24 protein-coding genes are annotated in these 23,557 nt (G+C 68.5%); 17 read left to right on the forward strand and 7 right to left on the reverse strand.

Translation table 11 applies throughout. From position 1 onward, the window contains the following. Nucleotides 1-21: 21 nt before the first annotated feature. The 4 genes from KAH28_RS10265 to KAH28_RS10280 all read right to left on the reverse strand — a co-directional run bounded on the left by KAH28_RS10265 (nt 22) and on the right by KAH28_RS10280 (nt 6,848). Entirely contained in the window at nt 22-858 is an 837-nt protein-coding gene (locus tag KAH28_RS10265) for a class I SAM-dependent methyltransferase (RefSeq protein WP_290576283.1), read from the reverse strand. Nucleotides 859-1,114: 256 nt separating this feature from the next. After that, a complete protein-coding gene (locus tag KAH28_RS10270; RefSeq protein WP_290576285.1) occupies nt 1,115-3,520 on the reverse strand; it encodes a TonB-dependent receptor in 2,406 nt (801 codons plus the stop codon). Between the two features lie 780 nt (nt 3,521-4,300). Beyond that, nucleotides 4,301-6,295: an SDR family oxidoreductase gene (locus tag KAH28_RS10275; RefSeq protein ID WP_290576287.1), complete on the reverse strand. Its 1,995-nt coding sequence runs from the start codon at nt 6,293-6,295 to the stop codon at nt 4,301-4,303. Nucleotides 6,296-6,422: 127 nt separating this feature from the next. Next, a complete protein-coding gene (locus KAH28_RS10280; protein WP_290576288.1) occupies nt 6,423-6,848 on the reverse strand; it encodes an HIT domain-containing protein in 426 nt (141 codons plus the stop codon). An 83-nt stretch (nt 6,849-6,931) separates the two neighbouring features. Here KAH28_RS10280 and KAH28_RS10285 point away from each other — a divergent pair, with 83 nt between their 5' ends. Genes KAH28_RS10285 through mnhG form a run of 8 tightly spaced genes read left to right on the forward strand, consistent with a single transcriptional unit; the run spans nt 6,932 to nt 13,291 of the window. Next, nucleotides 6,932-7,585, forward strand: a complete 654-nt coding sequence (locus tag KAH28_RS10285; RefSeq protein ID WP_290576290.1) for an NAD-dependent epimerase/dehydratase family protein — start codon at nt 6,932-6,934, stop codon at nt 7,583-7,585. A gap of 51 nt (nt 7,586-7,636) precedes the next feature. After that, the gene (mbhE, locus tag KAH28_RS10290) at nt 7,637-9,937 is read left to right on the forward strand and encodes a hydrogen gas-evolving membrane-bound hydrogenase subunit E (RefSeq protein WP_366918167.1); all 2,301 of its coding nucleotides are present in this window, start codon (nt 7,637-7,639) and stop codon (nt 9,935-9,937) included. Beyond that, complete coding sequence (locus KAH28_RS10295; protein ID WP_290576294.1) at nt 9,934-10,359, forward strand: Na+/H+ antiporter subunit B; 426 nt, start codon at nt 9,934-9,936, stop codon at nt 10,357-10,359. Before mbhE ends, KAH28_RS10295 begins: the two co-directional genes overlap by 4 nt. Continuing rightward, on the forward strand, nt 10,359-10,706 hold the full coding sequence (locus tag KAH28_RS10300; protein WP_290576296.1) for a Na+/H+ antiporter subunit C: 348 nt from the start codon (nt 10,359-10,361) through the stop codon (nt 10,704-10,706). The genes KAH28_RS10295 and KAH28_RS10300 overlap by 1 nt, the downstream gene beginning before the upstream one ends. Further along, nucleotides 10,703-12,196, forward strand: coding sequence for a Na+/H+ antiporter subunit D (locus KAH28_RS10305; RefSeq protein ID WP_290576298.1), 1,494 nt, complete (start codon nt 10,703-10,705; stop codon nt 12,194-12,196). The genes KAH28_RS10300 and KAH28_RS10305 overlap by 4 nt, the downstream gene beginning before the upstream one ends. Next, nucleotides 12,193-12,666 (forward strand): Na+/H+ antiporter subunit E, encoded by a 474-nt coding sequence (locus KAH28_RS10310; RefSeq protein ID WP_290576300.1) that lies wholly within the window; start codon nt 12,193-12,195, stop codon nt 12,664-12,666. The genes KAH28_RS10305 and KAH28_RS10310 overlap by 4 nt, the downstream gene beginning before the upstream one ends. A gap of 5 nt (nt 12,667-12,671) precedes the next feature. Beyond that, nucleotides 12,672-12,926 carry a monovalent cation/H+ antiporter complex subunit F gene (locus tag KAH28_RS10315; protein WP_366918168.1) on the forward strand — a complete coding sequence of 85 codons (255 nt, stop codon included), beginning with the start codon at nt 12,672-12,674 and terminating at the stop codon, nt 12,924-12,926. After that, nucleotides 12,926-13,291 (forward strand): monovalent cation/H(+) antiporter subunit G, encoded by a 366-nt coding sequence (gene mnhG / locus KAH28_RS10320; protein WP_290576303.1) that lies wholly within the window; start codon nt 12,926-12,928, stop codon nt 13,289-13,291. The genes KAH28_RS10315 and mnhG overlap by 1 nt, the downstream gene beginning before the upstream one ends. Before the next feature lie 12 nt (nt 13,292-13,303). Here mnhG and KAH28_RS10325 read toward each other — a convergent pair whose 3' ends face one another. Continuing rightward, the gene (locus KAH28_RS10325) at nt 13,304-13,711 is read right to left on the reverse strand and encodes a SufE family protein (RefSeq protein ID WP_290576304.1); all 408 of its coding nucleotides are present in this window, start codon (nt 13,709-13,711) and stop codon (nt 13,304-13,306) included. A gap of 247 nt (nt 13,712-13,958) precedes the next feature. Here KAH28_RS10325 and rph point away from each other — a divergent pair, with 247 nt between their 5' ends. From rph to KAH28_RS10370, 9 genes are all read left to right on the forward strand, one after another. After that, complete coding sequence (rph, locus tag KAH28_RS10330) at nt 13,959-14,681, forward strand: ribonuclease PH (RefSeq protein ID WP_290576305.1); 723 nt, start codon at nt 13,959-13,961, stop codon at nt 14,679-14,681. Further along, nucleotides 14,678-15,289, forward strand: a complete 612-nt coding sequence (gene rdgB / locus KAH28_RS10335; RefSeq protein ID WP_366918165.1) for an RdgB/HAM1 family non-canonical purine NTP pyrophosphatase — start codon at nt 14,678-14,680, stop codon at nt 15,287-15,289. Before rph ends, rdgB begins: the two co-directional genes overlap by 4 nt. Further along, nucleotides 15,286-16,455, forward strand: a complete 1,170-nt coding sequence (gene hemW, locus KAH28_RS10340) for a radical SAM family heme chaperone HemW (RefSeq protein WP_290576306.1) — start codon at nt 15,286-15,288, stop codon at nt 16,453-16,455. The genes rdgB and hemW overlap by 4 nt, the downstream gene beginning before the upstream one ends. A 3-nt stretch (nt 16,456-16,458) precedes the next feature. Continuing rightward, nucleotides 16,459-16,644 carry a CPXCG motif-containing cysteine-rich protein gene (locus KAH28_RS10345; protein ID WP_290576308.1) on the forward strand — a complete coding sequence of 62 codons (186 nt, stop codon included), beginning with the start codon at nt 16,459-16,461 and terminating at the stop codon, nt 16,642-16,644. A gap of 108 nt (nt 16,645-16,752) precedes the next feature. Beyond that, nucleotides 16,753-16,956 (forward strand): 50S ribosomal protein L31, encoded by a 204-nt coding sequence (gene rpmE / locus KAH28_RS10350; protein ID WP_290576310.1) that lies wholly within the window; start codon nt 16,753-16,755, stop codon nt 16,954-16,956. A 121-nt stretch (nt 16,957-17,077) separates the two neighbouring features. Further along, nucleotides 17,078-18,334, forward strand: a complete 1,257-nt coding sequence (locus KAH28_RS10355; RefSeq protein WP_290576313.1) for a malic enzyme-like NAD(P)-binding protein — start codon at nt 17,078-17,080, stop codon at nt 18,332-18,334. 19 nt (nt 18,335-18,353) lie between these two features. Then, nucleotides 18,354-19,643, forward strand: a complete 1,290-nt coding sequence (locus KAH28_RS10360; protein ID WP_290576315.1) for a citrate synthase — start codon at nt 18,354-18,356, stop codon at nt 19,641-19,643. 71 nt (nt 19,644-19,714) lie between these two features. Further along, on the forward strand, nt 19,715-21,046 hold the full coding sequence (locus KAH28_RS10365; RefSeq protein WP_290576317.1) for an MFS transporter: 1,332 nt from the start codon (nt 19,715-19,717) through the stop codon (nt 21,044-21,046). A gap of 77 nt (nt 21,047-21,123) precedes the next feature. After that, on the forward strand, nt 21,124-21,738 hold the full coding sequence (locus KAH28_RS10370; protein ID WP_290576319.1) for an outer membrane beta-barrel protein: 615 nt from the start codon (nt 21,124-21,126) through the stop codon (nt 21,736-21,738). Nucleotides 21,739-21,896: 158 nt separating this feature from the next. On the opposite strand, the gene KAH28_RS10375 is transcribed toward KAH28_RS10370, so the two are convergent. Both KAH28_RS10375 and glnK read right to left on the reverse strand, forming a co-directional pair. After that, on the reverse strand, nt 21,897-23,129 hold the full coding sequence (locus KAH28_RS10375; protein ID WP_290576321.1) for an ammonium transporter: 1,233 nt from the start codon (nt 23,127-23,129) through the stop codon (nt 21,897-21,899). A 29-nt stretch (nt 23,130-23,158) separates the two neighbouring features. Beyond that, complete coding sequence (glnK, locus tag KAH28_RS10380) at nt 23,159-23,497, reverse strand: P-II family nitrogen regulator (RefSeq protein ID WP_290576322.1); 339 nt, start codon at nt 23,495-23,497, stop codon at nt 23,159-23,161. Between the last annotated feature and the right edge of the window lie 60 nt (nt 23,498-23,557).

The raw sequence follows: 23,557 nt of genomic DNA on the forward strand, positions 1-23,557 counted from the left end.
CGCGATGCGGCGCGCCGACCGCTACCCGTGGCGATGCGCGACGACCTCGAGGTACTCGGCATCGCAGTGGGTGCCGCCGTCGCGCGCCCGGTTGTGCGATTGCCAGTGCTGCGTCAGCTCCTCGTGCAGCGCGCTCCCGCCCGCCTCGTCAAGCGCCGCGAAGGCCTTCTGCGCCGGCCCGTAGTGGTCGCGGAACAGGTCGACGACCGCCGCCGGACCGAAGGGATACTCGAGCGGGTAGTCGCGGCGGGTCAGTGTCAGCGCCGCGCCCTGGCCGAGGCGTTCCCGCACGGTGGCCTCGTCGCCCCATTGCACCGGCGGCGCCATCAATGGCGAGGGCGGTGCGTGCCTGCCGATGATCCCGAACATGCCGCCGACGAAGCCCACGGGTGTCCAGTTGCCCATCACGATGCGACCGCCGGGTCGGCAGACGCGCAGCAGCTCCTCGGCCACCCGGTCGGGCCGGGGGGCGAACTGAGCGCCGATGAGGCTCGTGACCAGATCGAAGCTGGCGTCGTCGTAGGGCAGTGCCTCCGCGTCGCCCGCGTCGAAGCGGGCGTCCACGCCCTCCTCGCGCGCCCGCGCCTGCGCCTGGTCGACCAGATTCGCAGCCAGGTCCACGCCCGTGACCCGGGCGCCGGCGCGCGCCGCCGGCACGCTGATCTGACCGGCACCGCAGGCGACGTCGAGCATGCGGGTGCCGGGCTCGACATCGAGGCGCTCCAGGAATTCCGCCGCGCCGCGCTCCAGATAGACCGCGAAGGCACCGTAGTCACCTGATTCCCAGGTTGCCTTCAGACGCTGCTTGAGCGCCTGCATCTCGGAGTCGGTTGCCGTGGTGGATCCGGTCGTGCTCATGGTGGTCTCCTCGGGTTGTGCCGCTGCGATGTGCGGCGGTACCGGGGAGCCTTGCGCACGATCAGGCCGGCATCCAGTCCACGAGTCGTACCGGCCTCGGACGGGCAGAGCGCGCAGGCATGCCGGCGCTCCGGGGGTGCCGGCGAACGGTCGGACGCGAGGGCCGCGCAAAAAATCGGCGCCGCCCCGATGGGGCGACACCGTCAAGGTCGGCGGCGGGAGAGTCCGTGCCGCCGGAGAGGAAGGGGCTTCCGCGTCAGAATTCGCCGCGGAAGGTCACGCCGAAGGTGAGCGGCGCCGAGACATAGGCGTTGCGGTCGGTGCCCTGCAGCGGCGAGTTGAAGTGCTGCACGACGTAGCGCTCGTCGGTGCAGTTCTGGCACCACGCCGTCACTTCCCAGCCCTGCATCGATGCCAGACCGAGGCTGGCGTCGAGCTCGGTCTCGGCGTCACGCTTCAGGTCGTTGGACGGGTTGGTGAACTGCTCGCCGGTGTAGCGCGCGGCGATGCGGCCGATGAGGGCGTAGCGATCGGACAGCGGCTGGTCCATGCTCAGTGCGAGGTTGCCGGCGAGGTCCGGGGCCTGCGCGAAGTCGCGTCCCGACAGGTTGGCCTGACCGGCGGCAGAGAGGTCCAGCGCCGGATCCTCGCCGTACTCCGCCTCGGCCAGATAGGTGACATCGAGGCTGGCGCGGAAGACATCTGTCAGCAGCAGGCTGTTCTCCATCTCGACGCCGTAGACGGTCGCCTCCGGCGAGTTGATGACCGAGAACTGCGTGCCCGAGAACAGGGCGATCTGCAGGTCCTTCAGGTCGTTGTAGAAGGCCGCGATGTTGGTGCGCGCACGGCGGTTCCAGTACTCGGTCTTCAGGCCGATCTCGTAGCCGTCGTTGTACTCCGACTTGTAGCGCGGGTCGCCGGGCACGGCCCCGGGTGTCTCCTCGGGGTTGCTTGCCGGCCCGCCGGCAGCGGTGTTGTCGATGTTGACGCCGCCGGACTTGTAGCCACGGCTGTAGGTGGCGTAGCCCATGGTGCTGTCGGCGAACTGGTAGCGCAGGCCCAGCGTTCCGGTCAGCGCGCTGTCGTCGTAGGAGGCGTCGAACTCCGGGCCGGGCTGTGCGCCGAGGACGCGGAAGGCGGCGTTGGGCAGGTCGGTGAAGAAGAGACGCTGATAGGCGCCGGTCTTGTCGTCGTAGGAGTAGCGCGCACCGACGATCAGGCCGAGCCGGTGGGTGAGATCGAAGTCCCAGTGCGTGAAGGCCGCGTAGGAGTCGCTGGTCGCCGGGAAGGCTGCGTCGTGCCACAGCCCTTCCGGTGCCGCGGCCGTGCCCGGAGGCGCGCCCTGGGCGCCGAGCAGCGTGTCGAAGTAGGGCTGCGCCTGGTCGCCCCAGAGGAGCTGGTAGCGGGCGTCGATGTCCTCCTGGGAAATGTAGGCGCCGATCACGTACTCGGCGCCGAGCGCGAAGCCGAGGTCGTCCAGCGTGCCGTTGTAGGTGACCTCCTGCGAGAAGAAGTCGGTCGCGAAGGATTCGTTGATGGTCAGGATGTTGCCGCCGGTGAAGTCGCCGTCCATGCCCATCTGGGTGATGTCCCAGCGCCGGTAGGCCGTCACCGAGCGCAGCGTGTCGCCCGATGCGAAGGCGTAGTCGGCGTGCAGGACCACGCCCTTGTCCTCGATGTTCTGGTCGGTGTCGTTGCTGAGCACCATCTCGTAGTCATCGAAGTCCGGCGACGGCGGTACCAGTCCGCGTTCCGGGATCAGCGTGCCGTAGATGTAGGGCTGCAGCGGGCCGTCGACGGCATCCACCTGTCCGTAGCAGCAGTTGTTGCGTTCCTCGGACCAGTCCGCGATCAGGCGCAGCTTCAGTCCGTCGCTGACCTGCCACAGGCCCTGCCACTTGAGGGCGCGCGCGTTGCGGTCGTTGTAGTCGTCGCCGTCGTTGGGGTCCTCGATGAAGCCGTCCATGTTCTGCCACATGCCGGCCACGCGGATGGCGATGTCGTCGCCGATGGGCGTGTTCACCGCACCCTTCGACATCAGCAGGTCGTAGTTGCCGGCAGTGGCGCTGTAGTCGCCCGATACCTGCCCGAGCACCGGCTCCTTGCTGTTGACGATCAGTGCGCCGGCCGAGGTGTTCTTGCCGAACAGCGTGCCCTGGGGGCCGCGCAGGATCTGCAGGCCCGATATGTCGACCCAGTTCTGGAGCGCCTGGCCGGGCCGCGTGCGGTACACGCCGTCCACGAAGACACCCACCGCACCCTCGAACGAGCGGTTGTTGCCGGTGGTTCCGATGCCGCGGATGCGGATGTTGGCGCTGTTGGCGGCGCTGTTGGTGACGTCGAAGTTGATGCTGGGCGACACCGCCTGGATGTCGGTGATGTTCTCGACACGCGCATCGGCGAGCATCTCCGCCGATGCCGCCGTGACCGCGATGGGCACGTCCTGCAGGTTCTGCTCGCGACGCTGGGCGGTGACGACGATCTCGTCGATCGCCGGTGCCTGCGCGGTTGCCACTTCCGGCTGGGCCGGCTCGGATTCGGTGTCCTCCACCGGAATGGATTCCGGGTCCGTCTGCGCGAGGGCCCCGGTGGTCAGTAGCAGCGCCGCGCTGAGCGCCCCCGTCCGCACAGCCGCCGACGCGGCTCTGATCGTCGGAATCATCAGTTCTTGCTCCTCCAGCTTGTTGCTCGTTGTGTTGTTCTTCCCCTGACTCCGCCGTCCCTCCGCATTGCGGGTCTGCTCGCGGAAGACGGGTAGCCACGCCAAGACATGACAGATGTCAAACTTGACAAAAGTCAATATACGGAAAGTTGCGGTGCGTGGGAAGAGCCGGCGTGCGTGCTGCCGGCTGTGCGGTGCCGCGGGAAGGCGTGAACGGCAGCCGGGGCGATGGCGAGGCGGTCGCCGGAACGGAGCGTGGTCGCTATTGCCGACCCGGCCCCGCCGGGTGGCATCGCGTCGCCGTCACCGTTGCGTGATCCCGTGCCGCGTTGATCGGACACCGGGTGGCCCCAGGCCGCGCGCGCCAGCGGCGGCCGCGGTCACGAAGCCAACGGCTCAACCCTTCTCCCGCTGGCGGGAGAAGGGGTGGGATGAGGCTGGGGCCGCGTTAGCGGCTTGTGGCCGATGGCCCTGGGCTGTGTGCGCGAACCTCGTGCTATGGGCCGCCGCGGTCACCAGGCTCGGCATCCTGCCTCGCCAAGTGACCCGCACCGGCACATCCATGTGCTGGCGTGATTTCGCGCTGCGACTTGCCGCAGGCAAGTCGGTCGCTGGCACTCTCAGCATTTTGGGATGCAGGCGACATTGGCGGTCTCGTGCTGGCGGCCGCCGCGGTCACTAAGCTCGGCATCCTTGCCTCGCTAAGTGACCCGCGCCAGCACATCCATGTGCTGGCGTGATTTCGCGCCGCGACTTGCCGCAGGCAAGTCGGTCGCGAAATCACCAATGCTCCCCCTTGAAGAGGTTGGCGAAGACGACCTGCTCGATGGTCGGCTTGCCGCCTTCCTTGACGCCCTGTGCAGCGCTCGAGGACGGGAAGAGCTGGAAGCCCTTGGAGAGGATGTAGTCGTTGACCTTGGGCCAGACGGCGTAGCTGAGCGCGGCCGCGGTACCCACCGGGGTGGCGATGGACTTGGGGCGCTTGACGATGGCGTCGACGACGGTGTCGGCGGCCTGCTCGGGCGTCCAGGTCGGGACGTAGTCGTACATCTTGGTGGGAGCGATCATCGGGGTGCGCACCAGCGGCATGTAGATGGCCGTGGTGTGGATGTTGCGCGAGCGCACCTCGGCGGACAGGCAGCGCGTGTAGGCATCGAGTGCCGCCTTGCTGGCAACGTAGGCGGAGAAGCGCGCGGCGTTGGCAAGCACGCCGATGGAGCTGATGTTGATGATGTGGCCGGACTTGCGTCGTGCCATCTCGGGCAGCAGGTTCATGATGAGCCGCACCGCGCCGAAGTAGTTGAGCTGCATCGTCCGTTCGTAGTCATGGAAGCGGTCGAAGGACTCGAACACTGCGCGACGGATGGAGCGACCGGCATTGTTGATGAGCACGTCGACGTGGCCGAAGTCGTGCAGCACCTGCTGCGCCATCGCGTCGATGGCCTCCATGCTGTTGAGATCGCAGGGGTAGCAGTGGGCCTCGCCGCCGGCCTTCTCGATGATGTGGCGGGTGAGTTCCAGCTTCTCGGGGGTGCGGGCGACGAGCACCATCTTGGCCCCGGCCGCGCCCAGCTTCTTGGCCACCGAGAACCCGATGCCGCTGGAGGCACCCGTGATGAGCACCACCTTGCCGCCCAGCTTGCGCTGGAGCGAAGCCGGGACATGGGTATCGAGGTCGAGGTGCACTTCCCAGTACTGGAAGAGCTTGTCGGCGTAGTCGCGGATGTCGGGGCACTTCACGCCGGTGCCCTTGAGGGCGGCGCGCGCCTTGCGGTCGTCGAAGACGGCCGGGTTGAAGATGTAGCCCAGCACCGACACCGGCACACCCAGCGCGCGCGAGGCCATGCGCAGCACGCTGCCCGGCACGACGCGGATCATCGAGTTGGTCACCTGGCGTACCGGCGACGGCAGGGTGCCGAAGCGGCCGACATCGATGCTGCGCGCGATCTCGGGGCCGTGTGCGGCCTCCAGCAGCACGCCGATGAGCTCGCCCACGCTCGGCGACTGCGACTGGATGAGATGGAAGCACTCGCCGTCGCCGTCCGGCTTGTGCGCCAGCGCGTACATGGCCAGCGCGACGTAGTCCACCGGTGCCACCGGCACGCGCCCGCCATCGATGCCGATCATCGGCAGCCAGCGCGGAACCGTGTCGCGGATGCGCTGGATGGTCTTGAAGAAGTAGTACGGCCCGTCGACCTTGTCCATCTCGCCGGTTTCGGACGAGCCCACCACGGCGCCCGGCCGGTAGATGCGGAAGGGCACGCGGCATTCCTCGCGCACGATGCGCTCGGATTCGAACTTGGTGCGGTAGTAGGGATGGTCGAGGGACTGACCCTCGTCGAACATGTCCTCGGTGAACTGGCCTTCGAACTGGTTCCCCGCGACCGCCACCGAGCTCATGTGGTGGAGGCGCACGTCGCCGCCCAGGCCGTTGGCGAATTCCACGACGTTGCGCGTGCCTTCGGTGTTGATGCGGTCGGCGGTGGCGTCGTCCATGTTCATGTCGTACACCGCCGCCAGATGGAAGATGTGGTCGATCTTCCCGGCGAGCTTCTTGCGCGCGCTGGCGGAGGTCAGGCCGGCTTCGGCGATGTCGCCCCAGACCGCGTGCAGCCGGGATGCCGCATCCTCGCCGAGCGCGTTCCTCAGCTTCTCGACCTTGTCGCGCGAGGATTCGCGCACCAGAACATGAACCTGCGCATCGCTGTCCTGCAGCAGACGCGCGACCAGAAATCGGCCGATGAAGCCGGTGGCGCCGGTGACTAGGTAATTCATTCGGTGCGTTCTCCCCATGGCAGCGTGGCAGGTGTTGTACCGCGCGTTGCTGCGCCTTGCTGTATTGACCCGGCGGACAGTGTAGCCACAACGGAAGGCAACTTTTGTCCGCCGGCGTCTCGTGCCATCAATGCGGGCGCAGCCGGCCGGGCAGTGCCGCGAGGAGTTCGCCGCGACGGTGGGCGACGAGGCTCTCGTCGCACGCTTCCGGCGCGCCCTCGCCCCATATCGGGCGCGGCCAGGCCGCATCATCCCGGAAGCGCGCGACGTGATGCACGTGCAGCTGGGCGACCTGGTTGCCGAGCGCCGCGACGTTCAGCTTGTGGGGCGTGAAGGCAGTGCGCATGGCCCGGGACAGCTCGCCGGATTCGTCCCAGAGCCGGCGGTAGTCATCGGCATCGAGATCGATGGCGTCGTGTGCGCCGGGCACGCGCGGTACCAGCAGGAACCACGGGAAGCGCGCGTCGTTCATCATCAGCAGCCGGCACAGCGGGAAGTCGGTGATCGGCAGACAGTCCTGCTGCAGTCGCGCGTCGAGAACGAAGTCCGGCATGGGCGGCACCCGTGTTTGTTTAGACTGGTGCCCGGCAAGCTGCCAAAGGCCGGGGACGTTGTCCAATGTCGGAGAGGAGCGGGATGATCGCGTTGGTTGCCGGAGGAACCGGCCTGGTCGGGCAGGCGCTGGTCGCGAACCTGCTGGGCGATGCGCAGGTATCCGGCGTGCATGCACTGGCGCGCACCGTTCCCGCCGCTGCCGGCGAGGGCGGGCCGTCCTGGCACGACTGGGACTGGCTCGACGCTGCCGATGCGCCGGCGGTTGATGCGGCGTTCTGCTGCCTGGGCACCACGCACCGCGAGGCCGGTTCGCGCGAGGCCTTCGCCGCAGTGGATCGCGATCTGACGCTGCGTTTCGCGGAGCGCGCGCGCGGGATGGGCGCGTCGCGTTTCGGTCTGGTCAGCTCGGTGGGCGCGGCGCCCGGAGCGCGTTCGCACTATCTGCGCGTCAAGGGCGAGGTCGAGCAGGCGCTCGACGCGCTGGGTTTCGAGGCCCTGCACATCATGCGGCCGTCGCTGCTGCTGGGCGTCCGCGGGCAGACCCGACCCGCCGAGGATCTCGCCCAGAAGCTCGCGCCCGCGCTCGGGCCGGCACTGCGCGGTCCACTCGCGCGCTACCGACCGGTGCCCGCACAGCGGGTGGCCGAACAGCTGGCATGCTCCGTGCTGCACGGCCCGGTCGGTCGCCATGTGCATTACCCTTGGCTGCCCGATACCCCCAGTCACCGCAGCTAAGGAAGAGGGAGGACCCCGCAGGTGCCAGCCGCAGAGGCCGCGACCCACGCGATGCTCATCGCGACACTGGCCTGCTTCGCCGCCGCAGCCGTCGCACCCTGGTTGCTGCGGGCCGGCGCTCCGCGCGGCGGCATGCTGCTGGCGGTGCTGCCGCTCGGGTTGCTGGTCTGGCTGCTGAGCCTGCACGGCGGCACGGTGCTCGACGGCACCGCGGCACTGGAATCCCTGCCATGGATGCCGGGCCTGCAGGTGGCGGCGGACTTCCGCTTCGACGGTCTGTCGATGCTGATGAGCACGCTGGTGCTGGGCATCGGCTCCATGGTGGTGGCCTACTCCAGCCGCTACATGGCGGGCGACGATCGCGCGGGCCGCTTCTTCTGCTATCTGCTCGGCTTCATGGGCGCCATGCTCGGCGTCGTGCTGGCCGACAACCTGCTGCTGCTCTTCGTGTTCTGGGAGCTCACCAGCATCACCTCCTTCATGCTGATCGGCTACGAGCACGAATCGGAGAAGTCGCGCGCAGCCGCACTGCAGGGTCTGATCGTGACCGTGGCCGGCGGCCTGGTGATGCTCGCCGGCATGGTGGTGCTCGGCGAGCTGGCCGGCAGCTACCGCATCAGCGACATCCTTGCCACGGACGATCTGCACACGCGGCCCGGCGCGGGGCTGGCGCTGGCGCTGGTGGTCATCGGCTGCTTCACCAAGAGCGCACAGTTCCCGTTCCACTTCTGGCTGCCCAATGCGATGGCGGCGCCCTCCCCGGTGTCGGCGTATCTGCATTCCGCGACCATGGTCAAGGCCGGCGTCTATCTGCTGGCGCGTCTGCACCCGGCACTGGGCGAGCACGCGCACTGGTTCTGGTGGCTGGTGCCGGCCGGTGCCGTCACCATGCTGCTGGGGTCGGCGATGGCCTTCCGCAGCTCGGGCGTGAAACGGGTGCTGGCGTACACCACGGTGATGGCGCTGGGCACCCTGACCATGCTGCTGGGCATGGGCGCGGCGGTGGCGGCGGTCACCTTCCTGCTGGTGCACGCGCTCTACAAGGGAGCGCTCTTCCTGGTCGCCGGCATCGTCGATCACGAGGCCGGCGCCAAGGACATCCGTGAGGCGTCCGGGCTGGCGCGCGCGCTGCCGGTCACGGCCGCCTTCGCCCTGATCGCCGCCGCTTCGGCGGCCGGGTTGCCGCCGCTGTTCGGCTTCATCGGCAAGGAGCTGCTCATCGAGACCGGGCTGCATGTCCACGCGCTGATGGGGGTGGCCGGAGCGGTAGCCGGCGGTCTGGTGGCGGTGATGATGGCCACCCTGGTGCTGCGCGTGTTCTTCCTGGGGCCGATGCAGGCGCCGGCCGCGCACCCGCACGAGGCGCCCTGGCCGATGCTGATCGGGCCGGTGGTGCTGGGGATCGGCAGCGTCACTTTCGGCCTGATGCCGCATCTCGCCGAGAGCTGGTTGCTGCAGCCGGCCGCGGGCGCGGTGCAGCCGGGTGCGGAGAGCCATCTGGCGCTCTGGCACGGCTTCAATCTGCCGCTGCTGCTGTCGGCGCTATCGCTGACGGCGGCGCTACTGCTGTTCTTCGCCTGGCCGCGCTGGCAGCCGGCGCTGGCGGCCTGGTCGCTGCCCGAGCGCTGCGGTCCCGAGGCCGGCTACGGCGGGCTCATGCGCGGTCTGGAGGCGCTGGCCGCGCGCGCGACCGACGGCCTCCAGAGCGGCCTGCTGCGCTCCTACGTACTCACGGTGATGGTCGTGGCGCTGGTCTTCTCGGGCCTCACCCTGGTGCTGCGCGCGGACATCGGCCTGTCCGCGAGCCTCTTCGGGGCGCCCGGCGTGGTACCCGGCCTGATCGCCGTGCTGGTGCTGGTATCGGCCGTGGCGGCGCTGGACACGCGCTCGGCGCTGGTATCGGTGATCGCGCTGGGGGCGCTGGGCTTCGGCGTGGCGCTGCTCTACGTGTGGTACTCGGCGCCGGATCTGGCGATCACCCAGGTGCTCATCGAGACTCTCACCACGATCCTCCTGATGCTGGTGATCTTCCGCATGCCGCGATTCAAGCGTCTGTCGTCGCGGCCGGCGCGCCTGCGCGACGGCGCCGTCTCGGTGGCCTTTGCAGCGCTGATGACATGCCTGCTGTGGATGGTCGCCGGCAATCGGGAGTTCGATTCGATCTCCGGCTGGCTGCTGGAGCACTCGGTGCCCGACGGCCACGGCCGCAACGTGGTGAACGTGATCCTGGTCGATTTCCGCGCCCTCGATACGCTGGGCGAGATCTTCGTGCTGGCGCTGGCCGCCGTGGGTGTCTACGCGCTGCTGCGCGAGCGCAACGTCAGCAAGCGGGACGGGAGGTTCGCGGCATGAGCGCTTCGCTGATCCTGCGCGCGGCCGGCCAGGTGCTGCTGCCGCTGTTGATGGTCCTGTCGATCTACCTGCTGCTGCGCGGTCACAACGAGCCGGGCGGCGGCTTCATCGCCGGACTGGTCGCGGCGTCGGCGATCTCGCTCAAGCTGTTCGCGGCCGATATCCGCTCGGCGCGCGGCGTGCTGCGCGTGGACCCGCGCCGGCTGGTCGGCATCGGGCTGCTGGTGGCGCTGCTCGCGGCGATGATGGCGCCGTTCAGCGGCAAGGGCACGCTGTTCCAGGGACTCTGGGTGGATGTCGCCCTGCCGGTGGTGGGCAAGACCCACCTGGGCACCCCGCTGCTGTTCGATGTCGGGGTCTACCTCGTGGTCATCGGCGCCGTGCTGATCATGGTGCTGACCCTGGCGGAGACGGAGGGCTGATGGAGGCCTGGCTGGCGATCACGGTGGGCGGCCTGTACGGCTGTGCCTTCTACATGATGCTGCGGCGCTCGATGACCAAGATGGTGATCGGGCTGATCCTGTTGTCGAATGCGGCGAATCTGCTGATCTTCGTTTCCGGCGGGCTCACCGAGGCGGCGCCGGCCATCGTGCCGCCGGGGGCCTACGAGCCGGCGGGACCGGTCGCGGATCCGCTGGCACAGGCGCTGATCCTCACCGCCATCGTCATCGGCTTCGGCGTGCTGGCCTTCGCGGTGGTGCTGATCCATCGCGCGCACGAGGTGCTGGGGGCCGACGACCTCGACATGCTCAAGGATGAAGTCGAGTGAGCCTGCTCGTCGCACTGCCCATTCTCATTCCCATGCTCACCGGCGCGCTGTCGCTGGTGCTCTGGCGTTCCCACTTCTCGCAGCGGTTGCTGGCCATCGGCGGGACCGCCGCCATGCTGGCGGTGAGTGTCGCGCTGCTGTGGCAGGTCCTCGACGGCGGGGTGCTGGTGCTGGCCGCCGGGGGCTGGCCGGCGCCGTTCGGGATCATCCTCGCGGCCGATGCGCTCGGCGCCGTGCTGACCCTGATGACCGGGCTGACCGGGCTGGCGGTCGCGATCTACTCCGTATCGACGGTCGGTCGGGGCCTCGAGACCTCCGGCTACTACCCGCTGATGCACCTTCTGCTGGCGGGAGTGGCGGGCGCCTTTCTCACCGGTGACATCTTCAACCTCTACGTCTGGTTCGAAGTGCTGCTGCTGGCGAGCTTCGCGCTGCTGGCGATGGGCGGCGAGCGCGCGCAGATGGCGGGTGCCATCAAGTACGTCGTGCTCAACCTGGTGTCCTCGGCGCTGTTCCTGACCGCCATCGGCCTGCTGTACGGACTCGCCGGCACGCTCAACATGGCGGATCTCGCGGTCAAGCTGGATGCGGTCGAGGCGCCGGAACGGGTGACCGTGATCGCGACGCTGTTCATGCTCGCCTTCGGCATCAAGGCGGCCGCCTTTCCGCTCTTCTTCTGGCTGCCGGCGTCGTACCACACGGCACCGGTGGCGGTATCGGCCCTGTTCGCGGGACTGCTCACCAAGGTGGGCGTCTATGCGCTGTACCGCAGTCTGACCCTGCTGTTCACGCAGGATGTCGCCTTCACCCACGGGGTGCTGCAGTGGGTGGCGGTGGGGACGCTGCTCGCGGGCGTCGGCGGCGCGATGGTGCAGAGCGAGTTCCGGCGCGTGCTGGCATTCGCCCACATCGGACAGATCGGCTATCTCTTCCTGGGATTGTCGCTGCTGACCCAGCTCTCGCTGACCGGCGGCGTGTTCTATCTGGTGCATCACATCATCGTGATGAGCAACCTCTTCTTCATCGCCGGCGTCGTCTTCGGCGTCACCGGCTCGCATCGCATCGACAACATCGGCGGGCTGTGGAAGAGCCACACTTGGCTCGGCGTGCTGTTCCTGATCTGCGCGCTCTCGCTCTCGGGAATTCCGCCGCTGTCGGGCTTCTGGGCCAAGTTCATCATCATCAAGGCAGCGGTGGTGGTCGATGCCTGGGCGCTGGTGGCGGCCGCGCTGCTGGCGGGTGTGCTGACGCTCTACGCCATCCTGCGGGTATGGCTGTCCGTGTTCTGGGCCCCCGCGCCGCATCCTTCGTCGGCGCCGCCGCCGGCGGTGCCGCGCGCGATCGGCGCCGTCCTGGTGATTCTCACCATGGGCACCGTCGCGCTGGGGCTCGGCGGCGAGGCCCTGTGGTCGCTGGCCGACACCGCCGCCGGCCAGCTGCTCGACCGCGATGCCTACATCGAGGCCGTCCTCGGGGACCGCGCGCCATGACCGGTTTCGTCTTCAACGTCATGCTGATGCTGGCCTGGGCTGCAATCACCGGCCTGTTCTCGCTGGGCAATCTGGTGACGGGTTTCGTGCTCGGCTATCTCATCATCGCCTTCGCGCTGGGCAGCGAGGACAACTATCGCGCCTACGTCCGCAAGGTGCCGCTCAGCGTCGCCTTCGCCGGCTACTTCCTGAAGGAACTGCTGATGTCGAACCTGCGCGTCGCATACGACGTGCTGACGCCGACGCATCTGATGCGCCCGGCGGTCATCCGCATGCCGATGCGGGCGCGCTCGCCCGCCGAGATCACGATGCTGGCCAACCTGATCTCGCTGACGCCGGGTACGCTGAGCATGGAGATCGACGAGGAGGCCTTCGTCCTCTATGTGCACGTGATGTATCTCGACGGCGACGACGACACCCTGCGCGAGCTGCAGGATCTCGAGCGTCGCGTCCTGGAGCTGCTGCGATGAGCTGGATGGGCGAGGCCGTCTACATCGTGCTGGCGCTGGCGCTGGTGCTGGCGCTGCTGCGCCTGCTCGCAGGCCCTAGTCTGGCCGACCGGGTCGTGGCGCTGGAGCTGATCGCCTCGCTGACGGTGGGGCTCATCGCCGCCAATGCGGTGTTCGCCGACATGCCGGCCGCGCTCGATGTCGCGCTGGTGCTCGCCCTTACCGGATTTCTCGCCGCCATCGCCTTCTCGCGCTATCTCGAGCGCAGGGGAGAGGACTGATGCTGGAATTCATCGCGGAGCTGCTGCTGCTGGCGGGCGCGCTGTTCATGCTGATCGCCGCGCTCGGCGCATTGCGCATGCCGGACCTGCTGACGCGCATGCACGCCACCACCAAGTCGGGCGTCTTCGGCGCCGGCCTGATGCTCCTCGGCGTGGTGCTGCACTTCCTGGATGCGGGCGTGACCGCGCGTGTGCTGGCCATCATCGGCTTCATCACCCTGACCTCGCCGGTGGCCGCGCACGCCATCGGCCGTGCCGGCTACTACACCGGCTCGCCGATGTGGGAGGGCACCCTCAAGGACGACCTGCACCGTGATCGCGAGGCGGCGCGGGACGCGCGCGAGCGGACGAACGAAGAGCCCTGAGCTGCGGCGCGGTCAGGACGCCGCGCGCTCCGCCGCCATTGCGCGGATGCGCTCCACCATCGCGTAGAAGCCGTTGCGGCGGTTCGCGGTGATCTGGTTCTCCAGGCCGAGGCGCCCGAAGATGTCGCCGATGTCGAGGGCGCGCACCTCGTCCGGACTGCGCTCGGACATCAGCATGCGCAGCAGTGCGATCAGGCCGCGCACGATGTGCGCATCGGAATCGCCGCGGAACACCAGCTTCCCGGGGTCGTCGTCCGCCACCAGCCAGACTTGCGACATGCAGCCGCGCACGCGATTGGCCTCGGTGCGCTCGTCGTCGGTCAGCGGCGGCATCTCGCGCCCCAGTTCGATGATGTAGGCGTAGCGCTCTTCCCAGCTGCCCAGCATCTCGAAGTTGTCGATCAGTTCTTCCGGATCCATGGTCAACATGCTACTGATCTTTTCGGAGGTAGTGCCGTGACTCAGAGCGTCGGCGCGGCCCGCCTGCCAGGCACGCGACTGCCGGCGTTGCACGTCGCTCATGCAGTCCGACTACACCGCGCGCCTTGCTAGTCGAGCGCTTGAAACCGCTGAGCATGACATTGCCTCCGAAAGGGTCAGTGAACCACTGCGGGAGTGGGACAGCACGGATGGCTATACTGCGCGCCCAGTTTTTCCCGGCCCGACCATGTCCCGCCCATCCGGACGCAGCCCCGACGCGCTGCGCGACATCACCTTCGAGCGCGGCTTCACCATGCACGCCGAGGGATCCGTGCTGGTGAGCTTCGGCGCCACCCGCGTGCTCTGCACCGCCAGCGTCGAGGAGCGCGTGCCCCCCTGGAAGAAGGCCGCCGGTGGCGGCTGGGTGACCGCCGAGTACGGCATGCTGCCGCGCGCCACTGGCGATCGCACCCGCCGCGAGGCCGCCACCGGCAAGCAGTCCGGCCGCACCCAGGAGATCCAGCGCCTCATCGGCCGGAGCCTTCGCGCCTGCGTCGATCTCGACGCGCTGGGTGCGCGCACCGTCACGCTGGACTGCGATGTCCTGCAGGCCGACGGCGGCACGCGCACGGCCGCCATCACCGGCAGCTTCGTGGCGCTGGTGGATGCCGTCCGCAAGCTCCGGCAGCGCGGTCTGGTGCGGCGCGACCCGGTCATCGGCCAGGTCGCGGCCGTCTCGGTGGGCATCTACAAGGGCGTGCCGGTGCTCGATCTCGACTACGCCGAGGACTCCGAGGCGGAGACCGACATGAACGTGGTCATGAACGACGCCGGCCAGTTCATCGAGGTGCAGGGCACCGCCGAAGGGCATGCTTTCCGCCGCGACGAGCTCGACGCGCTGCTCGATCTCGCCGCGAGCGGTGTCGGGCAGCTCACCCGCGCCCAGAGCGAGGCGCTGGAGGCGGCGTGACGCGCCTGGTGCTGGCGAGCCGCAACGCCGGCAAGCTCGAGGAGCTGCGCGCGCTGCTCGCGCCGCTGGGCAGGACGCCCGCGCTGCTGTCCGAGTTCAGCGATGGCGCCGCCGAGGAGACGGCGCCGAGCTTCGTGGAGAACGCCATCGCCAAGGCGCGCTTCGCGGCCGCCGCTTCGGGTCTGCCGGCGCTGGCCGACGATTCCGGACTGGAGGTGGCGGCGCTCGACGGTGCCCCGGGCGTGCGCTCGGCACGCTACGCCGGCGAGGACGCCGACGACGCCGCCAACAACCGCAGGCTGCTCGCGGCGCTGGACGGTGTGCCGATCGAGCGCCGGGCCGCGCGCTTCGTCTGCGTGGTGGCCCTGCTGCGCCATCCCGAAGACCCCGTCCCGATCATCGCGCAGGGGTTCTGGAGTGGCCGCATCCTGGACGCACCCCGCGGTGACGGCGGTTTCGGCTACGACCCGCTGTTCCATGTGCCGGAGCGCGACTGCGCGGCGGCCGAGCTGTCGGCCGCCGACAAGCGGCAGCTCAGCCATCGCGGCCGGGCGCTGCGGGCGCTCGCCGAGCGACTGCGCGACGAGGGGGCCGGCATCGCGCCATGACCCCGGCACTGCCGCCACTGGCGCTGTACGTGCACCTGCCGTGGTGCGTGCAGAAGTGCCCGTACTGCGACTTCAATTCGCATCCGCTGCACGACGCCCTGCCCGCCGACGCCTACGGCGCCGCACTGCTGCGCGATCTCGACTGGGAATGGACCACCGGTGACGCGGATATCTGGCGGGGGCGCGAGCTGGTCTCGGTGTTCTTCGGCGGCGGCACGCCCAGCCTGTTCCCGCCGGAGACCATCGCCGCGGTCCTGGAGGCCGCCGACAGCCGCTTCGGTCTCGCCGCCGACTGCGAGATCACGCTCGAGGCCAATCCCGGGACGGTGGATGCCGAGCACTTCCGCGGCTACCGCGCCGCCGGCGTCAACCGGCTCTCGCTGGGCGTGCAGAGCTTCGACGACGCGACTCTCGGACGGCTCGGCCGCGTCCACGACGGCGCCGCAGCGCGCGCGGCCTTCGAGACGGCGCGGGCCGCGGGCTTCGACAACGTCAATCTCGACCTCATGTTCGCGCTGCCCGGTCAGGACATGGCCGGTGCGCTGGCCGATGTCGACGCCGCGCTCGCGCTCGCCCCCGAGCACATCTCGTACTACCACCTGACGCTGGAGCCGAACACCGCCTTCGCGGCGGCGCCGCCGGTGCTGCCGGACGAGGACACCGCGGCCGCCATGCTCGATGCCGGCGGCGAGCGCCTGACCGCGGGCGGCTACGCGGCCTACGAGACCTCGGCCTGGGCGCGACCCGGCCGGCAGTGTCATCACAACCGCCACTACTGGTGCTTCGGCGACTACATCGGCATCGGCGCCGGCGCGCACGGCAAGATCAGCAGCACGACCGACGAGGGTCTGGCCGTGGAGCGTCGCGTGCGGCAGCGCCATCCGCGCCGCTACATGCCCGCCGCCGGCAGCGCCGCCGTGCTGCAGGACCGATCCGAGGTGGCGCGCGAAGCGCGGGCATTCGAGTTCGCGATGAACGCGCTGCGGCTGCACGACGGATTCGCCTGGCCGGAACTCGAAGCGCGCACGGCGCTGCGTCGCGAGGAGGTCGCGCCGGTGATAGCGCGCGCGCAGCGGCAGGGGCTGCTCGAGGTCGACGACGCCGGTGCCCGGCCGACCGCGCTCGGTCGCGCCCATCTCAACACCCTGCTCGGATACTTCCTCTGAGTCATGCTCGAAGAGACCCTGGTGACCTGCCCGAGCTGCTGGGAGACGATCTCCCTGACCATCGACCTGTCCGCGGGCGATGCCGCCTATACCGAGGATTGCTCGGTGTGCTGCCGGCCGATGGTGGTGCGGGTGACGGTCGCGGAAACCGGCGAGTGGGACGTGGCGGTGGATGCGGAGAACGACTGATCTCCGGCGCCGGGCGCCACCCGCGCGCCGTCGATGCGCGCGCACTGGCAATCCGGGCGCGCTTTCCAATATACTCCGCGCCCTTTATTGAACCCCCGGATTTTCGCGATGAAGGCCGATATCCACCCCACCTACGCGCCGGTCAAGGTGACCTGCAGCTGCGGCAACACCTTCGACACGCAGTCCACGCTCGGCAAGTCCGAGCTGCACGTCGAAGTCTGCTCGAGCTGCCACCCGTTCTATACCGGCAAGCAGAAGCTCCTCGACTCCGGCGGGCGCGTTGATCGCTTCCGCAAGCGCTACGGCGGCTAGCGACACTGTGTCTTCCGCGACCGCCGCTGTGCGCGCGGTCGCGGCACCGCTGCGCCCGCGCGGCGGACCCCAGTGCGCCGCATCGCGGCGCTTCCGGTAGAACCAGTTCCGACGGCCTCCGATGTCCGACGCTTTCAAGCAGGCAGCGCTTGACTATCACGCCAAGCCCCGGCCCGGGAAGCTGGCGATCGCGATCACCAAGCCCTTCACCACGCCCGAGGAGCTGTCGCTGGCCTACTCGCCGGGCGTGGCCGAGCCGGTGGTCGAGATCCAGAACGACCCCGAGCAGGCGTTCCGCTACACCTCGCGCGGCAATCTTGTCGGCGTGATCACCAACGGCACTGCCGTGCTGGGTCTCGGCCGCACCGGCGCGCTGGCCGGCAAGCCGGTGATGGAGGGCAAGGCGGTCCTGTTCAAGAAGTTCGCCGATGTCGACGTGTTCGACATCGAGGTCGACGCCAGCGACCCGGACGCCTTCATCGAGACGGTGGCGCGCATCGCGCCCACCTTCGGTGGCATCAATCTCGAGGACATCGCGGCGCCGGACTGCTTCCGCATCGAGCAGGCGCTGATCGAGCGCCTCGACATTCCGGTCTTCCACGACGATCAGCACGGCACCGCCATCATCGTGGCCGCGGGCCTGGTCAATGCGCTGCGTCTGCAGGAGAAGCGCATCAAGGACATCCGCATCGTCTGCCTCGGTGCCGGCGCGGCGGGGGTTGCCAGCATGAACCTGCTGGCGGCGATGGGGGCATCGCGACAGAACATGCTGATGGTCGATCGCGCCGGGGTCATCCACAGCGGGCGCGAGAACCTGCCGCCGGAGAAGCAGTCCTTCGCGGTGGATACCGACCGGCGCACGCTGGCCGACGCGCTCGACGGCGCCGATGTGTTCATCGGCGTGTCCGGCCCGCGGCTGGTGTCGGTGGAGATGCTCAAGAGCATGGCGCCGAAGCCGATCGTCTTCGCGCTGTCGAATCCGGTGCCGGAGATCATGCCGTCCGAGGCGCTGGCAGCGCGCGACGACGTCATCATGGCCACCGGGCGCAGCGACTTCCCCAATCAGGTCAACAACGTCCTCGGCTTCCCGTACATCTTCCGCGGGGCACTCGATGTCCGCGCCCGGCGCATCAATACCGAGATGCAGATCGCGGCGGTCCACGCGCTGTGCGCGCTTACCCACGAGCCCGCGCCACGCGTCGTCATGGAAGCCTATCGCCAAACTTCGCTAAGCTTCGGGCCTGAGTACATCATTCCCAAGCCGCTCGATCCCCGCCTGATCGAGTTCGTGCCGCCCGCTGTGGCCGCTGCCGCGGTCGACAGCGGGGTCGCGCGCGCACCCTATCCGGCGCACTATCCTGCGCGCCCCGACGTCTAAGGAACTGGAGTAGCTGCCCATGGCGCAATACAGCCTCCTCAACGAGGAAACCGGCGACAAGACCGAACTGCCCGTCAAGACGGGTACCGTCGGCCCCGAAGGCCTGGATGTCGGCAAGGTCTATGCCCAGCAGGGCGTGTTCACCTTCGATCCCGGTTTCACCAGCACCTGCTCCTGCGAGTCGGCCATCACCTACATCGACGGCGACGCCGGTCTGCTGATGTACCGCGGCTACCCGGTGGACCAGCTGGCGCAGAACTCGAGCTTCATCGAGGTGGCCTATCTGATCCTCAACGGCGAGCTGCCGGGCACCGACGAACTCGAGGAGTTCGATCAGAGCATCCGTCGGCACACCATGATCAACGAGTCGCTCAAGCGATTCTTCGACGGATTCCACTACGACGCGCATCCGATGGCCATGCTCACCGGCATCGTCGGGTCGCTGTCGGCGTTCTATCACGACACCACCAACAACAAGGATCCCGAGCACCGCAAGATCTTCGCGCACCGCATGATCGCGAAGATCCCGACCATCGCGGCGGCGGCGTACAAGCGCTACTTCGGGCAGCCCTTCATCTACCCGCAGAACCATCTCGACTACTGCTCGAATCTGCTGCAGATGATGTTCGCGGTACCCGCCGAGCCCTATCACGTGGATCCGGTAGCGGCGAAGGCGCTGGACGTGCTGTTCATCCTGCACGCCGACCACGAGCAGAACGCCTCGACCTCGACCGTGCGTCTTGCCGGCTCCACCGGCTGCAATCCGTACGCCTCCATCGCCGCCGGCATTGCCGCGCTCTGGGGGCCGGCGCACGGCGGTGCCAACGAGGCGGTACTGCGCATGCTGGACGACATCGGCACGCCCGAGAACGTCAAGCCCTTCATGGAGAAGGTCAAGAACAAGGAAGAGGGCGTGCGCCTGATGGGCTTCGGGCACCGCGTCTACAAGAACTTCGACCCGCGCGCGACCATCATCCGCGAGCACTGCCACAAGGTGCTGCAGCACTTCGGGCAGGAGAACGATCCGCAGATGGCGCTGGCCATGGAGCTCGAGCGCATCGCGCTGGAGGACGACTACTTCCGCGAGCGCAAGCTCTACCCGAACGTCGACTTCTATTCCGGCATCATCTACAAGGCACTCGGCATCCCGGTGAACATGTTCACGCCGATGTTCGCCATCGCGCGCACTGTCGGCTGGGTGGCGCACTGGATCGAGATGACCTCGGACCCGACCACGCGCATCGGTCGCCCGCGCCAGATCTACACCGGCGCCGACAAGCGCGACTACGTGGGCATCGACAAGCGCTGATCCGCAGCGCGTAGATCCGGCGCGGCCGACCTCTCCGGGGCGGCCGTGCTGGGTCGTCCGGGAGTCCCGCCATGCCCGCATCCGTCCGGCGCCTCGGCCGGGGAGAGCTGCTCGCCTACGGCGCACCCGGACTTCCCCTCACCGCCATGCTGCTGCCGCTGGTGGTCTTCCTGCCGCCGTACTACGCGGCGCTGCCCGGTATCGGCGCGGCCGCGGTGGGGGCCGTGCTCTTCGGGGCGCGCATCTGGGACGTCGTCACCGACCTGGGTGTGGGATGGCTGTCCGACCGGTGGCGCGGTCGATACGGGCGGCGGCGGCCCTTCATCGTCGCCGGCGCACCGCTGCTGCTGGCGGGCACCTGGTGGCTCTTCGCGCCGCCGCCGCACGCCGGCTGGCCGTACCTCCTGCTCGCGGCGCTGGTCGCGTATCTCGGCTGGACGCTGGTATCGCTGCCCTACCAGACCTGGGGCGCCGAGCTGTCGTCCGACTACGACGAGCGCTCGCGGATCACGGCGGCGCGCGAGGGATTCGCGGTGCTGGGGACGCTGGTCGCGATCCTGCTGCCGACGGCGGTGCAGCGCGCGACCGGCAGCGAGGCCGCGGGGCTGCAGTCGCTGTTCTGGTTCATGCTGGTAGCGCTGCCGCTCTGCCTGGCCTGGCTGCTCGCGATGGTGCGCGAGACGGACGTGCCCGAGCGTGCGGCTCTCGACCTGCGCGCGGGGATGCGCCTGCTCGTCGCCAACCGGCCGTTTCGCCGTCTGCTGCTGGCCTATCTGGCCAACGGTGCTGCCAATGGCGTGCCCGCGACGCTGTTCCTGTTCTTCAATCTGCACGTGCTGGACGTCGGCCAGCAGCAGGCGGGCATCGCGCTGATCGTGTACTTCCTGTCCGCGGTGGCGGGTCTGCCGCTTTGGATGCGGCTGGGAAGCGGCCGCGCCAAGCACCGGATCTGGTGTGCGTCGATGATCTGGGCAGCCCTGGTCTTTGCCTTTGCCACGCAGCTCGGCGAGGGGGATTTCGCGTGGTATCTGCTCATCTGCGTGTTGTCGGGCGCATGCCTGGGGATCGATCAGGCGGTGCCGGCCTCCATGCAGGCCGACGTCATCGACGAGGACACCGCAGCGGGCGGCGGCGGGCGTGCCGGCCTCTACTTCGGCCTGTGGGGCATGGCCACCAAGCTCGCCTTCGCACTGGCGGTGGGGCTGACCTATCCACTGCTGGAATGGGCCGGCTTCGATGCCGCCGCCGGGCAGCAGACCGACGGCGCCCGCGACATGCTCATCTTCCTGTATGCGGGCCTGCCGGTACTGGTGAAGCTGGCAGTGGTGGCGCTGGTCTGGCGCTACCCGCTCGATCGCGCGCGCCACGCGGCACTGCGCGAGCGCATAGCCGGCGGCCCCTGAGTGACGGCCGGCGACGGCGCCCGAAGGGCGCTGTGCTAGCCTCGGAGCCTTCTACGATGCCACTCGGGGAGTGCGTGATGCAGGGAGTCGCCATTCACGGTCGCGGTGCTCTGGCCGCCGCACTGCTTCTGACCATGCCTGCCGCCATGGGTGCCGCTCTGGTGCCCGGCCCCTACGTCACGGCATTCGGTTCGACCGCCGACCTCGAAGTCAACGGTCCGGCAACCGAGGGCGGTGGCTTCTCGGCTTCCGGCGAGGGCTACGGGGTCGCGCTCGGGTCGCTCGCCCCGGTCGGGAACGGTGCCTTCGGCGTCGAGCTCGAGATCAGCGATGCCGACATCACCGGAAGCGGCGCCGTCGAGAACGGCGCCGGGAATGCCTCGCTCACGCTGCAGTCCGACTACGGCTATGGCGCCTCGGCGGTCCTCGGCGGCTTCTTCGGCAACATCCTGGGATACGTGCGCGCCGGCTATCGCTGGCAGCGCTACGAGCTGCGCGTCGACGATGCCGGCGGCTCGGCCGGTGCCGACGAGATCTTCCACGGCGTACGCGCCGGGATCGGCGCGGCGGTGCCGCTGTACCGCTACAGCGTCTCGCTGCGGGTCGACGTCGACCGCACCTTCTACAACGACAAGCGCGGCCTGGAGATGGACGAGGACCGCTTCACGATCGGTCTGGCGTACACCTTCTAGCGCGCCGCCCGGTCGCGGTCTGGCTGCCGCGGCAGGGCATGTCCGGACGGCCGGGATCGCACCAGCCCGGTGCCGTTGCGAAAGGCAAAAAAAAGCGGGCTCCCGAAGGAGCCCGCAATCGGTCTTTTCAGACCGGGAGACGAGCATCTACATGGGCCTTATTCGTTGGTGAACTCCGGATAGGCTTCCATGCCGCACTCGGCGATATCGACGCCGGCTTCCTCTTCCTCTTCGCTGACGCGGAGGCCGATCACTGCCTTGATGATGAAGGCGACGATCAGGGAGAGGACGAAGGTCCAGGCGAAGATCGCGGCGATACCGATGAGCTGCGCGCCGAAGCTGGCGCCGCTGAAGACGGCGACGGCGAGCACGCCCCAGATGCCGGCGGTGCCGTGCACGGAGATCGCACCGACCGGATCGTCGATCTTCATCTTCTCGAGGCCGACGATCGAGAACACCACGATCACGCCACCGATGGCGCCGATGATGGTGGCCAGCAGGCTGCTCGGCGAGAGCGGGTCGGCGGTGATCGACACCAGACCGGCCAGCGCGCCGTTGAGGGCCATGGTGAGGTCGGCCTTGCCGAACATGATCTTGGCCGTGATGAGCGCTGCGATGACGCCGCCGCACGCCGCCATGTTGGTGTTCACGAACACGCGGGCAACGTTGTTGGCGCTGTCGACGCTGGCGACGGCGAGCTCGGAGCCGCCGTTGAACCCGAACCAGCCCATCCAGAGGATGAACATGCCGAGGGTCGCCAGCGGCAGGTTGGCGCCGGGGATGGCGTTGACCTTGCCGTCGGGGCCGAACTTGCCCTTGCGCGCACCGAGCACGACGACCAGGGCAAGCGCAGCGGCCGCGCCGCACATGTGGACGATGCCCGAGCCCGCGTAGTCGCTGTAGCCCAGCTCGCTCAGGAAGCCGCCGCCCCAGCTCCACAGACCCTGGATCGGGTAGATGGCGCCGGTCATGACGACCGCGAAGGCAAGGAAGGAGAACAGCTTCATGCGCTCGGCAACCGCGCCGGAGACGATCGACATGGCCGTCGCCACGAACACCACCTGGAAGAAGAAGTCCGACAGGTTGGAGTAGTAGGGCGCGCCCTCACCACCGGCCGTGACGGCTTCGGCGGTGTTGTCGGTCATGCTCAGGATGAGGTCGAAGCCGGGCAGCACGTAGCCGCCGCCGTACATGAAGTTGTAGCCGATGACCAGGTACATGATGCAGGCCACGGCAAAGAGGGTGACGTTCTTGGTGAGGATCTCGACCGTGTTCTTGGCGCGGACGAGGCCGGCCTCGAGCATGGCGAAGCCTGCCGCCATCCACATGACGAAGGCGCCGGCTACCAGAAAGTAGAAGGTATCCAGCGCGTAAGCGAGTTGCGATTCCATTGATTAGCTCCTGTTTCGGGGCGACGTTCTTAGAGCGCGTCGGTGCCGGTTTCGCCGGTGCGGATGCGCACGGCCTGCTCGAGCTCGAAGACGAAGACCTTGCCGTCGCCGATCTTCCCGGTGTGCGCGGCCTTGGTGATGGCCTCGATGGCGGACTCGAGCTTGTCCGGCTCGATGGCGACCTCGATCTTCACCTTGGGCAGAAAGTCGACGACATATTCCGCGCCGCGGTACAGCTCGGTATGCCCCTTCTGGCGGCCGAAGCCCTTGACTTCGGTGACGGTGATGCCCTGAACCCCGATCTCGGAGAGGGCCTCACGCACCTCGTCAAGCTTGAACGGCTTGATGATTGCGCTGATGAGTTTCATTCCAGACTCCATTTGGTCGTGTGAGTCCGAGCACGGCTGCCAGCGCTCGGATGCCCCATG

It is taken from the genome of Algiphilus sp. (genome assembly GCF_023145115.1).
Classification (GTDB): domain Bacteria; phylum Pseudomonadota; class Gammaproteobacteria; order Nevskiales; family Nevskiaceae; genus Algiphilus.

Coding starts and splice junctions, on each gene's coding strand:
- KAH28_RS10300 (WP_290576296.1), top strand. CDS start 10,359: ATGGAGGCCTGGCTGGCGATCACGGTGGGCGGCCTGTACGGCTGTGCC.
- mnhG (WP_290576303.1), top strand. CDS start 12,926: ATGCTGGAATTCATCGCGGAGCTGCTGCTGCTGGCGGGCGCGCTGTTC.
- KAH28_RS10365 (WP_290576317.1), top strand. CDS start 19,715: ATGCCCGCATCCGTCCGGCGCCTCGGCCGGGGAGAGCTGCTCGCCTAC.
- KAH28_RS10270 (WP_290576285.1), bottom strand. CDS start 3,520: ATGATTCCGACGATCAGAGCCGCGTCGGCGGCTGTGCGGACGGGGGCG.
- KAH28_RS10285 (WP_290576290.1), top strand. CDS start 6,932: ATGATCGCGTTGGTTGCCGGAGGAACCGGCCTGGTCGGGCAGGCGCTG.
- KAH28_RS10345 (WP_290576308.1), top strand. CDS start 16,459: ATGCTCGAAGAGACCCTGGTGACCTGCCCGAGCTGCTGGGAGACGATC.
- glnK (WP_290576322.1), bottom strand. CDS start 23,497: ATGAAACTCATCAGCGCAATCATCAAGCCGTTCAAGCTTGACGAGGTG.
- rpmE (WP_290576310.1), top strand. CDS start 16,753: ATGAAGGCCGATATCCACCCCACCTACGCGCCGGTCAAGGTGACCTGC.
- KAH28_RS10315 (WP_366918168.1), top strand. CDS start 12,672: ATGGGCGAGGCCGTCTACATCGTGCTGGCGCTGGCGCTGGTGCTGGCG.
- mbhE (WP_366918167.1), top strand. CDS start 7,637: ATGCTCATCGCGACACTGGCCTGCTTCGCCGCCGCAGCCGTCGCACCC.
- KAH28_RS10370 (WP_290576319.1), top strand. CDS start 21,124: ATGCAGGGAGTCGCCATTCACGGTCGCGGTGCTCTGGCCGCCGCACTG.
- KAH28_RS10310 (WP_290576300.1), top strand. CDS start 12,193: ATGACCGGTTTCGTCTTCAACGTCATGCTGATGCTGGCCTGGGCTGCA.
- KAH28_RS10355 (WP_290576313.1), top strand. CDS start 17,078: ATGTCCGACGCTTTCAAGCAGGCAGCGCTTGACTATCACGCCAAGCCC.
- KAH28_RS10275 (WP_290576287.1), bottom strand. CDS start 6,295: ATGAATTACCTAGTCACCGGCGCCACCGGCTTCATCGGCCGATTTCTG.
- KAH28_RS10265 (WP_290576283.1), bottom strand. CDS start 858: ATGAGCACGACCGGATCCACCACGGCAACCGACTCCGAGATGCAGGCG.
- KAH28_RS10360 (WP_290576315.1), top strand. CDS start 18,354: ATGGCGCAATACAGCCTCCTCAACGAGGAAACCGGCGACAAGACCGAA.
- KAH28_RS10325 (WP_290576304.1), bottom strand. CDS start 13,711: ATGGATCCGGAAGAACTGATCGACAACTTCGAGATGCTGGGCAGCTGG.
- KAH28_RS10295 (WP_290576294.1), top strand. CDS start 9,934: ATGAGCGCTTCGCTGATCCTGCGCGCGGCCGGCCAGGTGCTGCTGCCG.
- KAH28_RS10375 (WP_290576321.1), bottom strand. CDS start 23,129: ATGGAATCGCAACTCGCTTACGCGCTGGATACCTTCTACTTTCTGGTA.
- KAH28_RS10280 (WP_290576288.1), bottom strand. CDS start 6,848: ATGCCGGACTTCGTTCTCGACGCGCGACTGCAGCAGGACTGTCTGCCG.
- rph (WP_290576305.1), top strand. CDS start 13,959: ATGTCCCGCCCATCCGGACGCAGCCCCGACGCGCTGCGCGACATCACC.
- hemW (WP_290576306.1), top strand. CDS start 15,286: ATGACCCCGGCACTGCCGCCACTGGCGCTGTACGTGCACCTGCCGTGG.